The following is a 14,391-nucleotide window of genomic DNA, read 5'->3' as shown; positions in this document are numbered from 1 at the left end:
ATAATTAGGAAAGATGAATAAACATGAACGTAAATAGAATGAAGAAAAGAATTTTGCTTTTGTTGTTGGTGATACCGGCATTGGTAAAAGCGCAAGATGTGATGACAGAAACCCGTCAGGAACTGACGTCTCCTGATGGAGCTTATCGTTTTACCTTTTATCAACGTGCGGTGGGAGAGGATAATGCACAAATGTATTATACCTTGACTTATAAGAATCGTCCGGTGATTGAAGAAAGTAAACTGGGTGTTCTGATTGAAAATCAGTTATTTGAATCGGCGTTGGGTATACCGAATGATACTTGTCATTTTTGGTGTGAGAATCTGAAGTTGACAGAGACTGAACATCAAAAGACGGACGAGAGATGGAAGCCTGTATATGGCGAACGTGCGGAAGTACGTGATTGCTACAATGAGATGACTTTGAAACTCAAGAAGGGAGAAGGAAATGGCAATCAGGACGGTGGTTATGATAAGCGTAAGAATTACTTTATGAATATCATAGTTCGTGCCTATAATGAAGGAGTTGCTTTCCGCTATCATTTTCCGGAAATGACAAACGGGCTTTTCTTGCATATCGTTGGTGAGCAGACTAGCTTCACAATGCCTGAAGGAACGATGGCGTATTATGAACGTTGGGCGCAAGGACCTTATGAACTTCGTCCGTTGGAAGGATGGGGCAAAGAGGAGAGTGAGCGTCCTTTGACCTTGAAACTGCCTGATGGATTATCTGTAGCCTTGTTGGAAGCGGAAATGGTGGATTATGTTCGTGGTAAATTCCGTTTATCGGCAGAGAAACCTTCCACTTTGGAGACAAGCCTGTATAGTAGTGCCGATATTATTTCTCCTTACAGTACTCCGTGGCGTGTAATCATGGTTGGCGAACGTCCGGTCGATTTAATTAATAACAATGATATTGTCTTGAATCTGAATCCGGCTTGCAAACTGGCTGATACTTCTTGGATTAACCCCGGGAAGGTATTCCGTTCGGGCGACTTGAAACAAGATAGAGTAAAAGCAGCCATTGACTTTGCGGCAGAACGTGGTATTCAGTATGTGCACATGGATGCAGGATGGTATGGGCCGGAAATGAAGATGAGTTCGGACGCTACTACCGTTTCTCCGGATAAAGACCTTGATATACCAGCTTTGTGCCAGTATGCCGAATCGAAAGGAATCGGACTTATGGTGTATGTCAATCAGCGTGCATTAGTGCAGCAGTTGGATACTCTGTTGCCTTTGTATAAAAAATGGGGACTGAAAGGTGTCAAGTTCGGTTTTGTACAGATAGGTAATCAGCGTTGGAGTACCTGGCTGCATGATGCAGTTCGTAAATGTGGAGAATATGGTCTGATGGTAGATATTCATGACGAATATCGTCCGACAGGTTTCAGCCGTACTTATCCTAACCTGATGACGCAGGAAGGTATTCGTGGAAATGAAGAAATGCCGGATGCCACACACAATACGACTCTTCCTTTCACCCGCTATCTGGCAGGTGCAGGAGACTATACGCTTTGCTATTTCAATAATCGGGTGAAGAATACGAAAGCACATCAGTTGGCGATGGCAGCTGTGTATTACAGTCCTTTGCAATTTATGTTTTGGTATGACAGACCGGAATTCTACCAGGGAGAAGAAGAACTGGAATTTTGGAAAGCAATTCCGAGTGTATGGGATGACAGCCGCGCGTTAGATGGAGAGGTTGGTGAATATATCGTTCAGGCACGTCGTTCGGGGAATGACTGGTTTGTAGGAGCAATGACGAATACGGAAGCCCGCACAATTACATTGACTACGGATTTTCTGGAACCGGGTAAGAAGTATATGCTTCACCTGTACGAAGATGATGACAAGCTGAATACACGAACGAAAGTACGCAGTACTCATAAGAAGATAAAAGCCGGAGATAAGCTTGTTTTGAAGCTAAAAGCAAGTGGCGGAGCTGCATTGCATTTTATTCCGTTTAAGTAGGCAAGTTTATGTTTCTTTTTAGGCACGGATAACGCAGATTACACTGTTGCTTTATGCAACCATCATTTCTAAAACCGTGAAATCCGTGTAATCCGTGCCTGAAAAATATAGTGAGGTATTATTTGCTATAATTAATCAACCACTTCACCATTTCCGGGTCGTAATGAGAGAAGAGGAGAGTTTTCTCATTCATTGAGTGGAAAGGTTATTCAAGGAATTAAAGAACTAATTCCTTGAACAACCTTTCTAAAGTATTATCTAAATCTGTAGAGAATCCCGGATGAGGACGGGACACTTGAATACAGGAGCTTTTTACCGCAGTCAGCCACCGGAAGCGGTCCGGAATATCCATATTGGCAATAACTCCTCCTTCTTTATTTCCCTGACAAATCTTGTCGAAGACTTTCAGACCTTCTATCAGACAGTTGATGTCCAATTCGGAAGAGAACAGTTTCAATTTGTTTTCATCTATTGTATAAAGAGATTTGAGATATTTGCACCGTTTGGAAAACAGTACAATACCTACATTAATAAATTCCTCACGTTCTACTTTAGGAACGAAACGGATAACTGCGTATTCATATAAGTGCCTTTCTTGCATTTTGCGCTTCATTTACAAATATTTCGGAATGCTTGATCCTTTCTTCTAAAAATTGAATATAAACATCTCTCAAGTCTTGCGGAGTTTCCTGTCCTTCCGTCCAGTTCAGCCAGTCGTCAGGGACGGCATTGACTATCTCTCGTATCTTGTCATCGGTAAGTAGTTGTTTGAATGTTGCGTCTACTTCTTCCAGTTGATCGGCAAACGGCAATAGTACATGATCTTTTATTTGTACGAACGGACTAAGTGCGTGTTTCTGCCAATTCGTCCACGAATGATGGAAATAAAGGGAAGCTCCATGATCGATTAACCACAATTCTTTATGCCACATCAGCATATTCGTATTCTTGATTGTACGGTCTACATTGGTCAATAACGCATCCAGCCACACAATTTGCGAAGCAGTTTTACCGTCCACCTTATGCACAACAGGGTCGAACGTCAATGAACCGGACAGGAAATGCAGACCCATGTTCAACCCACGGCTCCATTGCAGTAAATCCTGTATTTCTTCATCCGCTTCTGTCCGTCCGAAAGCCTCATCCAGATTCAAAAATATAATCTCCGGAACTCTGAATCCCAGTGTACGGGCTATTTCTCCCCCTATCAATTCGGCAATAAGGGCTTTAGTCCCATGTCCTGCTCCTCTGAATTTTACGACATATTTAAATTCATCATCCGCTTCAGCCAAAGCCGGCAATGACCCTCCTTCCCGCAAGGGAAGAATATATCTTGTTACGTTTGCTGTACGTAAATCCATATCACTCCTTTCTTAAATTGAGAATAAAGATACAACGTTTTTATGGAATAGTCAGTGAAAGGCTTCCTATAATAATAGTTTTTTTATATTTTTCGGTTGAGTATACTTTCTTCCTGCTACGTATTATATAAAACAATGATAAATGAATTAAACATGAAACTACTTCGATTTTTGGTGTTTGGAATAATGTCCGTTATTCTGTTACCCAGCATTATAGCAGCCGAATGGCAGTGGTCTGTACAACTACCAAGTATTATTTCCAACGAAACGAACGATCATCCGCAAGCATTCTTGTGGATACCTTCCGATTGTACTCAATTGAAAGCTGTGATAATAGGCAATCATAATATGACAGAGGAAACTTTGTTTGAAAATTCTCTATTTCGTGAAAGATTATCAGAAGCGGGTATAGCACTGATATGGATTACTCCCGGATGGGATCAAAGATGGGATATAACTACCGGATGTCAGGAAGCTTTTGAAAAGATGATGGAGGATTTTGCGAATGTCAGTGGCTATAGTGAATTGAAATATGCGCCTATTGTCCCTTTAGGACATTCGGCAATGGCTACCTATCCGTGGAACTTCGCTGCTTGGAATCCCGACCGCACATTAGCCATTATCTCTTTGCATGGAGATGCGCCACGCACTAACCTTACCGGATATGGTCGTGACAATATGGAGTGGGGGAAACGTACGATTGACGGCATCCCTGGATTGATGATTGAAGGCGAATACGAATGGTGGGAAGACCGTGTAAATCCGGCTTTGGCATTCCGTATGATGTATCCTAAAAGTTGTGTCTCTTTCCTTTGCGACACAGGACGAGGACATTTCGATATAGCCGACCGCACCGCTGGTTATATCGCGTTGTTCTTAAAGAAAGCACTGGAATATCGTATACCCGCAACGTATGATTTGAATAAGCCTGTGGAATTGAAGAAGCTGAATCCGCAGAATGGCTGGCTTGCCGAAAGGTGGCATCCGAATCAGAAGAAACGTGCAAAAGCTGCTCCTTATAAAGAGTATAAAGGAGACTCGCACGATGCATTCTGGTATTTCGATAAGGAAATGGCTGAAATGACGGAAGAACGCTATCGCCGGGAGAGAGGGAAGAAACCACAATACTTAGGTTTCGTACAAAAGGGGCAATTACTCACATATAATCCCAAATCCCATGTGAAAGTTGCCGCCCGCTTCCTGCCGGAAAAAGACGGATTGACTTTTCATCTGAAAGCTGTATATACGGATAGCTTGCATACTGCAATTTCTGGCGAACATTCGCTCACTTCTCCTGAAATAACCCGTATCTGTGGCCCGGTTCAGAAAGTGAACGACACAACCTTTACTGTCCGTTTCTACCGTATGGGAATGTACAATCAGCGTCGTACGGGAGATATTTGCCTTCTAGCCGGTAATGATGGTGACAAGCACTATAAAAGCACTGTTCAGGAACTTAGTTTCCGGATTCCCTATCGCAATACGGAAGGTAAACGCCAGTATATTCTTTTTCCGGGTCTTGACGATGTGAAGAAAGGCACGGAAACTATCTCTTTACAGGCAACTTCCGATTGCGGGCTACCCGTATATTACTACGTGAAAGAAGGACCGGCAGAAATAGAGGGAAACAAGTTGGTATTTACTCGAATTCCCCCACGCAGTAAGTTCCCGTTGAAAGTGACTGTGGTGGCATGGCAATATGGATTGGCAGGAGAAGTACAGACTGCCGAACCGGTAGAACGGAGTTTTTTCATTTATCCATGAAATATTAAATTCGTATTTTTGCATTGAGTAATAGGCGGAGTCTATTCGTATCCAATAATAAATAAGGATATTAAAAATGATTATGAATAAGAAATCTTTAGTTGCAATCGCATTATTGGCAGTATCGGCTATATCGTCGGCTCAATCTGTGTACCCCGGACAGCACCAGGGGAAAATGAAAAAAGAGACAGTGGCTCCTGTTCGGGTAGAAAGTTTTGATTTGAAAGACGTCCGTTTATTACCGAGTCGCTTTCGTGACAATATGTTGCGGGATTCCGCATGGATGACCTCTATCGACGTAAGTCGCCTGTTGCATAGTTTCCGGACAAATGCCGGAGTCTTTGCCGGTCGTGAAGGCGGTTATATGACAGTGAAAAAACTTGGTGGCTGGGAATCTTTGGACTGTGAGCTTCGCGGCCATACTACCGGACATCTGCTTTCGGCTTACGCTTTGATGTATGCCGCTACCGGAAGTGAGATTTTCAAGTTGAAAGGGGATAGCCTTGTCAACGGGCTGACCGAAGTTCAGAACGCTTTGAAAGGCGGATATTTAAGTGCTTTTCCCGAAGAACTGATAAACCGTAATATCCGGGGAAAGAGTGTTTGGGCACCTTGGTACACCTTGCATAAACTTTATTCCGGTCTGATAGATCAATATCTGTATGCGGATAATCAGCAGGCTTTGAAAACAGTGACCAAAATGGGCGACTGGGCTTATAACAAACTGAAACCACTTAGTGAAGAAACCCGCAAACTCATGATACGCAATGAGTTTGGAGGTGTCAATGAATCATTCTACAATTTGTATGCTATCACAGGAGATGAACGTTACCGTTGGTTGGCTGAATATTTCTACCATAATGATGTAATTGACCCGTTGAAAGAACTTCGGGACGATTTGGGAACCAAACATACAAATACGTTTATCCCGAAAGTCATAGCCGAAGCGCGTAACTATGAACTGACAGAGAATGAGACCAGCAAAAAGCTCTCGGAATTCTTCTGGCATACCATGATTGACCACCATACTTTTGCTCCGGGATGCAGTAGTGATAAGGAGCATTTTTTCGACCCGAAGAAATTCTCTAAACACTTGACCGGCTATACCGGAGAAACCTGCTGTACTTATAATATGTTGAAGCTTAGTCGTCATCTTTTCTGTTGGACGGGCGATTCATCTATTGCCGATTATTATGAAAGGGCACTATATAATCATATCCTGGGACAGCAAGATCCGGAAACAGGAATGGTCACTTATTTCTTACCCTTACTTTCGGGTTCACATAAACTGTATAGTACCAAAGAGAACTCTTTCTGGTGTTGTGTCGGCAGTGGATTTGAAAATCATGCTAAATATGGAGAAGCTATCTACTACCACAACAACCAGGGAATCTACGTAAATCTGTTTATTCCTTCCCAAGTCACCTGGAAAGAAAAAGGGGTAACCCTTCTCCAGGAAACGGAATTTCCGAAAGAGGAAACGACCCTGTTAACTATTCGTGCCGAGAAACCGGTTCGTACTACTGTTTATCTAAGATATCCTTCATGGAGTAAAAAAGCGGAAGTTCTTGTGAACGGTAAAAAAGTAGCAGTAAAACAAAAGCCAGGTTCTTACATCGCTATCACCCGTGACTGGAAAGACAATGACCGTATCTCGGCTACTTACCCGATGCAGATTGAATTGGAAGCCACTCCCGATAATCCGAATAAAGTGGCTTTATTGTATGGCCCGTTAGTGCTTGCCGGAGAACGGGGTACAGAAGGTATGCAGGCTCCCGCACCTTTCTCTAATCCTGCTCTTTATAATGATTATTATACTTATAATTTCCATGTGCCTGCCGATTTGCGTACCTCATTGAAAGTAGATATGAAACATCCGGAACGTACTTTGCAGCGTACAGGAAAAGACCTGAAATTTACAACAGAACAAGGAGATGTGATTCGTCCGCTTTATGATTTGCATCATCAGCGTTATGTGGTATATTGGGATTTGCAGTCGAAATAGAAAATTTTAAGAACGAATTACACGAATTGCGCGGTTTTATAATTATAATTGCATCAAATATAACTGCATCAAACAACAGCGTAGTTCGTGTAATTTGTGTTTAATACGAAGTTAATAGATAACGAAAATGAAGGGAAGATTATTAATCATAATTTTTATAAGTATCTGTTTTATTGCAGGTTCCTGCAATGTATCATCCGTACAAGGGAGTCGTTATAACTTCTCTTCATTAGATTCTGTTATTCAAGGCTGGGTGAGTAAAGAGTACTATCCCGGTGCTTCTATCTGTGTAGTAAAGAATGATTCTGTCATTTTTCAGAAGAACTATGGTAGCTATACTCCTGACACAAAAGTATACGTAGCCTCTGCCGGAAAATGGGTGGCGGCTGCTGTTATCGGAGCGGTAGTGGACAGTACCAGTTTGGACTGGGATGATCCAGTGGAGAAGTGGTTGCCGGAATTTAAAGGAGATGCCAAAGGTAAAATCCTTTTGCGACAATTGTTATCTCATACTTCCGGAGTGTGTCCCTATCTTCCTGAACCGCGCGTAGATAATTACAATCATCTGGATTCCGCCATTATTGAGATATTGCCGTTAGATACGGTTTTTACTCCGGGAAGCCGGTTCCAATATGGAGGACTTGCCATGCAGATTGCTGGAAGAATGGCGGAAGTGGCAATGGGGAAAGAGTTTGAAACTCTTTTTCAGGAATTATTAGCACAGCCATTAGAAATGAAGAATTCTCATTTTACTCCGATAAATACAGATGGCGGGCATGCCCCGATGTTAGGTGGTGGTCTGTGTACTACCTTGAACGATTATATTCATTTCCTATCAATGATTTATCACGATGGAATGTATAACGATAAGCGAATTATATCTGCACAAACTGTAAAAGAAATGCAGGCCGACCAAGTGAAAGATGCAATAATCCCTTCGAATAACTCGGATAATTATGTAGCGAAAGGGCTAGGACAATCCCACAATGGAATCTACGGATTGGGCGAATGGCGTGAATTAATAGATAAGAAGACGGGCGAAGCCTATCAAATCAGTTCTCCGGGTTGGGCTGGCGCTTACCCCTGGATAAATAAACGTGATAGTGTTTACGGCTTCTTTATTGCCCATGTAGCAGGTTCTTCCGCTAAGGAAGACGGCTTTTCCTCTTTCTATGGCAGTCCTGTGATTTCGCGGACCGTTTCAGAAATACTGAAAGGCAATTCATTGGTCATTAAACAAGGACGTGTCAATGTAGGAAATGGCTCTTTATACTATGAAGAAGCCGGTCAAGGTGAACCGATAATCTTTGTTCATGGTCATTCTTTGGATCATCGTATGTGGGATGAACAATTTTCCGTACTGGCAAAAAAATATCGTGTGATCCGCTATGATTTGAGAGGATATGGCATTTCGTCTTCACAAACGGAAGACTATCAATTCACACACGCTGAAGATTTAGTTACTTTGATGGATTCTTTGCACATCAAAAAAGCGCATATCGTCGGACTTTCTTTAGGTGGTTTTATTACTGCCGATATGTTGGCGTACTTCCCGGATCGGATGTTATCTGCTTTTTTAGCCAGTGGGAACATAAGAAAATCGAAAGGTCCCAGTGAACCGATGACTCCGGAAGAAGCAAGAGTACGTGATAAGGAGATTGCTGCTTTGAAAGAGAAAGGGGTAGATGTGATGAAGAAAGAGTGGTTTGAAGGATTGATGAAGTCAGGAGGAAGTCAGCGGGAACGAATGCGTGAGTCTCTTTGGCAAATGATCGATGAGTGGGATGCGTGGCAACCTTTACACAAAGAAGTACGGGTGGTAGCTGGTTTGGATGCCATCGAGGAATTGAAAAAGAATCATCCCGATGTACCTGCTTTAATTGTTGAAGGTCATTCTTCCGGCAACCGATTCTCAAAAGAACCTCCCATTTTACAATATCTTCCCAATGGAAAACTGAAAGTAATTGACGATTGCGGACACATGCTGAATATGGAACGCCCGGAAGAATTTAATGCAGCATTGGAAGAATTTTTGAAAAACGTTCAATAAAGAATAATATTGTAACTGATTATATATAGAATAGACTAAGTACCATGAAACAAACTATTATTGCTGTTATCTGTTTTTTGTGTGTTTCTTCATTATATATACAAGCACAAAAAATAAATCATCCTTCATTACTGTATACTCCACAACGCATACAGCAAGTGAAACAGCGTATGCAGCATGAACCTAAATTGCAGGAAGCATGGGGAGATATTAAGAGAACAGCAGATGAAGCTTTGCAAAAGAAAGATTTTAATCGATTGGACTATTTGTCATTAGCTTATTTGATGACTGATAATAAGGAGTATGCAGACGTAATCAAAGAAATCCTCCTGAAAACTGTGGAAGCCGAATCATGGGGAGATGTGGAAATGATGGCACGTATTCCTGCATGGCGTTCACAACTGGGTATGGCTCATAAGAGTTTTCTTTCCGCGGTGGGGTATGATGCTGCATACAATGTCATGTCTTCTTCAGAAAGAAAAAAGATAGCCGAAGGATTGAAACGGTTAGCCGTAGAACCGGCATTGGGAGACTGGCTGTTGGAACCGACCCGTATTCACTCATTGAATTCGATGGGACATAATTGGTGGACCTCCTGTGTTTGTCAGGGTGGAATATTGGCTTTGAGTCTTCAAAATGAACTTCCCGAAGTAAAAGAATGGGTGGAGCAACTTCACGAATCACTTCCCGAGTGGTTTGATTTTGCCGGTGATGTATTGCAACAGAAAGCAAAGAGTTTTGATGAGGCCGGTGGAATGTATGAAAGTCTGAATTACGCCAACTTTGGTATTCAGGAAGCTTTGTTGTTTAGGATCGCTTGGATAAATACTCATCCCGGACAGAATCCGGGTGATATTCCTCAATTGGCAAAATTGCCGAGTTACTTCTCACAAGTCTGCTATCCGCGTACAGGTATGCTGCATAGTTTGAATTTTGGAGATAGCCATAAAAATGTATCAGCAGAATCCAGCATGATGTTATTGTATGCATTGGGGGTGAAAGATCCAACTATTTTGTGGTATATAGCCCAGGTGGAACAAGGACAACATCGTGATGGCTTTTTCCTGAATCGTCCCATGGGCTTCTTTTACACTCCTGATTTGAGTAAGGCGCCCGCTGTCCCTCAACTGCCGACTTCTCAATTATTTGCCGATTTTGGTTGGGCTACGATGCGTGATTCGTGGGAAAAGGATGCTACGATGCTGGCTGTAAAAAGCGGTCATACATGGAATCATTCTCACGCAGATGCCAATTCATTTATTGTCTTTCATAAAGGGGTGGATATTATTAAAGACGGGGGAAACTGCTGGTATCCTAATCCTGCTTATCGGAATTATTTCTTTCAAAGTCAGGCGCATAATGTAGTATTGTTTAATGGAGAGGGACAACCTCGTGAGCAGCAGTACAGCGGTTCTACTTTGAGAGGATATTTATATCATCTTCTGGATGCGGGAAATGTGAAGTATGTTCTGGCTAATGGAACAGGTCCTGTATCTAATAATTTCAGTCGTAATTTCCGTCATTTCCTTTGGATGGATAATGTTATTTATATGATTGATGATTTGAAAACACATAAAATAGGGCAATTTGAATGGTTATGGCATACGAACGGGACATATAAAAAGTCGGGAGTTGACGTGAATGTGACGAATGGTAACTCATCGGTTGTGATTCGTCCGTTATATCCTCGTTTGCTGGCTAAATCCGATTTTGTGCATGACTACCCGGAAGATTTGTATTGGGAAGAAATAGAAGCTCCCACTGAAGATTTGAAAGGCACTGAAACCTATTATTCATTTCATTTGCCGGCAGAAGTCAATCGTGTAAAAGGGCTGACAGCTATTATATTAAAGGAGACTCCTAATGAGAAAGACTTGCCACAAATGGAACGGCGGGAAGGACAAGATTGGATTGGGCTTCGTATCCGTCATAAAGGGAAAGTGACCGATCTTTATATTAATCAATTAGCGGACGGCAGGCTAATGCACAGCAACTCATGGATTATGCCGGACGGCTGGATGACAGATGCTTATATGTTTGCTGTCTCTTATCCCGAAGGTACTGAAGCTGCTGATGCAAAAGATTTCTTTATCTGTCATGGCAGTGCATTGAGACGTGATAAGGAGACTTATTTTTCTTCTTTGGCCAAGTTGTTTGTCATTCAAAAGGAAGAAGATAAGAAACTCAATCTTTGGATAGACGGGCAACCGAAGATCCATGCTAGTTTCAGGAGTAAGAAGAAGCCAATAAGAGTAGAGGTTAATAATAAGAGAATTCCAGTTGTGTATAAACAATCCCAATTGAGTATAAAGCTGGTAGATTAACACTCATTTTTATTGAGGAGTGTGTTTTGTTTTTGTATAAACCTACATAAAATTCGGGATATTTTATGTAGGTTTGCATTGTTTCATCAAATATGAATCCTATGAATAATCTGATACGACATATAACAAGCCTTATATTTATTTCTCTTTCTCTGTCTGCCTATCCGATTTCTTATTCTTTTCGTGGTCTGTCAGAAACAAATGGATTATCTGATTTAACGGTCAGTGCCTTGTATAAAGACTCCGTAGGTTATCTTTGGATTGGAACAGCTACGTCTGTTGAATGTTTTGATGGTTTTCGTTTCAAGCATTATCCGATATTCGGAGATGATGAAAAACTGAAATGGGTGAATGTGATTGCGGAAACGCAAGGCAATCAGATTTTGGTGGGAAACGATATGGGCCTTTGGCGGATAAATAAAGAATCAGGTAAATTAGAACCGTTTGTTGCTGAAGTGATAAAATTCGGAGTTCGTTCTTTATTGACCGATGCGCAGGGAACCTTATATATTGGCAGCGAAAAAGGATTGTTTGTCTGCAAAAATAATGAATTGGAGCAGATTACTATCAATGCGGATATGTGGTCATCGGATAATTTCATAGTCGATTTGAATATGGGAGAAAAAGATACATTATGGATTCTGACCCGCTCCAAACTATATTCAATGAATCTGTCTACCCGAAAAATAACTTTATGTCCATACGGTGACAATGATAGACAGGATTATACTTATCGGAAAATGGTACGAATTGGTTCCAGGCTCTATTTAGGGACAATGGAACATGGAGTGGTTGTTTTCGATATATCGACAGGGAAGTTCAGGGATAATTGGATTGATTTGGGATGCAATGTAATTTCCTCTTTGTCGGGTGACGGAAAAGATATACTTTATGTTGGAACAGACGGAAATGGAGTACATTTTGTATCTGTCAAGGAAAATAAGGTTATGAAATCTTTCTGCTATGAACCCGGTACTAATGGTGGAATCCGCTCTAACTCTGTCTATTCATTGCTGGTGGACAGGGAAGGATTGATATGGGTTGGATTCTATCAGTTGGGACTTGATTATACACTGTATCAGAGCGGGCTTTTCTCTACCTATTCTTATTCTCCTTATTTTGATTCAAAAGACATACCGGTACGGGCCATAGCTATCAATGAGAATGAAAGATTGATAGGTTCCCGCAATGGCCTCTTCTATGTTGATGAGACGAAACGGCGTTTTAGGAGTTTCAAGTCACCCCAATTACGCTCTAATATGATAATGTGCATTTACCCGTTTCAAGGAAAGTATTATATCGGTACGTATGGTGGTGGCATGTATATACTGGATTCTTCTACATTAACTATCCATGATTTTGAACCTTCGGAGACTCCTTTTGTGAAAGGGCATGTTTTCTGCATCAAGTCGGACAATGACGGTTGTCTGTGGATTGCCACTTCAATGGGCTTGTATCAGTATAAAGATGGCGAACAACTCAATCACTATACCAGTTCGAACTCCAAACTCCCGGAAGGGAATGTGCTTGATATTTGCTTTGATTCTACAGGAAAGGGCTGGATTTGTACGGCTACCGGTTTATGTATCTGGGATCCTTCCACTCATAGTATTAAATCAGATGTATTCCCCGAAGGTTTTATACATAAAGAGAAAATCAGGACAGTATATGAAGATTCTTCCCACGAGCTCTATTTCCTTCCGGATAAAGGCCCTATTTTTATTTCCGATTTGTCAATGACTCATTTCCGAAGATTCCAGCCGGGCACTCTTTTGGAAGGGAAAGATGCCATGTTTATGATCGAAGACCGTGAAGGGTGGCTGTGGATTGGTACGAATCTGGGCCTGTACCGTTATGATAAAAAATGTACAATTGTTCCTTATACTTTTGTAGATGGATTACCGAGTTCTGTTTTTATTACCTGTTGCCCTGTTATAGATGCTTCGGGAACAATCTGGTTTGGCAATTCCAAAGGATTGATTTATTTGACCAGGGATTTACGTGATATAAATGAAGAAAACAGTTATCCCCTGGCTATTACAGATGTATATGTGAATGGTAAAGAACCTTATCATCCTGCTATACAGAGAGAACAGCATCTCTATAAAGTCTCTTTGGAATCGTCGCACAAGAATCTGACTATCTGTTTCTCCGGATTTACCTATTCCGACCCTGCATATATGTCTTATGAATATAAAATGGAAGGGATGGATGATGATTGGCAGTTGTTGGGTGGTAAATCCGAACTGACCTACTATGACTTGTCTTCCGGGAAATATCAATTCAAAATCCGTCGGATTGGTGAGCCCGGTTCGGAAATCTGTTTATCAGTGACTATTGCTTCCTCTTTTAACGCGACCTTATGGGGAACAATTCTATTATTGATTGCAATAATATGCTTAAGCTATGCTTATTACCGGAGAAAAAAGAACTCTCCGGCTCTTGCGGCGGACGCCATAGAAACCGGGAAACCGGTAGTTGAAGAAAAATACAGAAAGAGCAATGTGAGTATGGAAGAATGTCATCGGCTGGCAGACGAACTGGACATGCTGATGCAGGAAAAAAGACTGTATGTTAACCCTGATTTAAAGATTGCGGATTTGGCGTCAGTATTGAACGTCTCTCCATATACATTGTCCTACGTGTTTAATCAGTTCTTGAACAAGAATTATTATGATTATCTGAATGATTACCGCATAGCTGAGTTTAAACGATTGCTTAATGAGGATGAATATTCAAAATATACCTTAAGTGCTTTAGCTGAACTGTGTGGTTTTAGTTCTCGTACTTCCTTTTTCCGTTATTTTAAAAAGACAACTGGAATAACCCCGAACGAATACGTCCAAAGTATAGGACGAACTAATGAAGATTGATTATCGGAGTCTCATATAATAATTTGAGACTCCAGTTTGTG

Annotated in this window: 8 protein-coding genes; 6 read left to right on the top strand and 2 right to left on the bottom strand. The window is 41.4% G+C overall.

The annotated features are described in order from the left end of the window. The first annotated feature begins 23 nt into the window (after positions 1 to 23). Entirely contained in the window at positions 24 to 1,973 is a 1,950-nt protein-coding gene (locus HMPREF9009_RS20310) for a glycoside hydrolase family 97 protein (protein ID WP_008021629.1), read from the top strand. A gap of 217 nt (positions 1,974 to 2,190) precedes the next feature. Here the strand turns inward: HMPREF9009_RS20310 and HMPREF9009_RS20305 are convergent, their stop codons facing one another. Together HMPREF9009_RS20305 and HMPREF9009_RS20300 are read right to left on the bottom strand one after the other, a co-directional pair. After that, the gene (locus tag HMPREF9009_RS20305; protein WP_004316036.1) at positions 2,191 to 2,574 is read right to left on the bottom strand and encodes a DUF3037 domain-containing protein; all 384 of its coding nucleotides are present in this window, start codon (positions 2,572 to 2,574) and stop codon (positions 2,191 to 2,193) included. Continuing rightward, the gene (locus tag HMPREF9009_RS20300) at positions 2,552 to 3,334 is read right to left on the bottom strand and encodes a HipA family kinase (protein WP_004316035.1); all 783 of its coding nucleotides are present in this window, start codon (positions 3,332 to 3,334) and stop codon (positions 2,552 to 2,554) included. Before HMPREF9009_RS20300 ends, HMPREF9009_RS20305 begins: the two co-directional genes overlap by 23 nt. Positions 3,335 to 3,487: 153 nt before the next feature. Here HMPREF9009_RS20300 and HMPREF9009_RS20295 point away from each other — a divergent pair, with 153 nt between their 5' ends. The 5 genes from HMPREF9009_RS20295 to HMPREF9009_RS20275 all read left to right on the top strand — a co-directional run bounded on the left by HMPREF9009_RS20295 (position 3,488) and on the right by HMPREF9009_RS20275 (position 14,350). Beyond that, complete coding sequence (locus HMPREF9009_RS20295) at positions 3,488 to 5,098, top strand: hypothetical protein (RefSeq protein ID WP_049703405.1); 1,611 nt, start codon at positions 3,488 to 3,490, stop codon at positions 5,096 to 5,098. An 82-nt stretch (positions 5,099 to 5,180) separates the two neighbouring features. After that, a complete protein-coding gene (locus HMPREF9009_RS20290) occupies positions 5,181 to 7,103 on the top strand; it encodes a glycoside hydrolase family 127 protein (RefSeq protein ID WP_049703126.1) in 1,923 nt (640 codons plus the stop codon). A gap of 127 nt (positions 7,104 to 7,230) precedes the next feature. Then, positions 7,231 to 9,153, top strand: coding sequence for an alpha/beta fold hydrolase (locus HMPREF9009_RS20285; protein WP_008021636.1), 1,923 nt, complete (start codon positions 7,231 to 7,233; stop codon positions 9,151 to 9,153). Positions 9,154 to 9,197: 44 nt separating this feature from the next. After that, positions 9,198 to 11,477, top strand: coding sequence for a heparinase II/III domain-containing protein (locus HMPREF9009_RS20280; RefSeq protein WP_049703125.1), 2,280 nt, complete (start codon positions 9,198 to 9,200; stop codon positions 11,475 to 11,477). Positions 11,478 to 11,578: 101 nt separating this feature from the next. Continuing rightward, on the top strand, positions 11,579 to 14,350 hold the full coding sequence (locus HMPREF9009_RS20275) for a two-component regulator propeller domain-containing protein (protein WP_049703404.1): 2,772 nt from the start codon (positions 11,579 to 11,581) through the stop codon (positions 14,348 to 14,350). The last annotated feature ends 41 nt before the right edge of the window (positions 14,351 to 14,391 follow it).

Origin of the sequence: Bacteroides sp. 3_1_13 (assembly GCF_001185845.1) — a bacterium.
Classification (GTDB): Bacteria; Bacteroidota; Bacteroidia; order Bacteroidales; family Bacteroidaceae; genus Bacteroides; species Bacteroides xylanisolvens.
The sequence above is the reverse complement of the archived record's forward strand: the minus strand, read 5'-3'. Positions and strand labels throughout refer to the sequence as shown.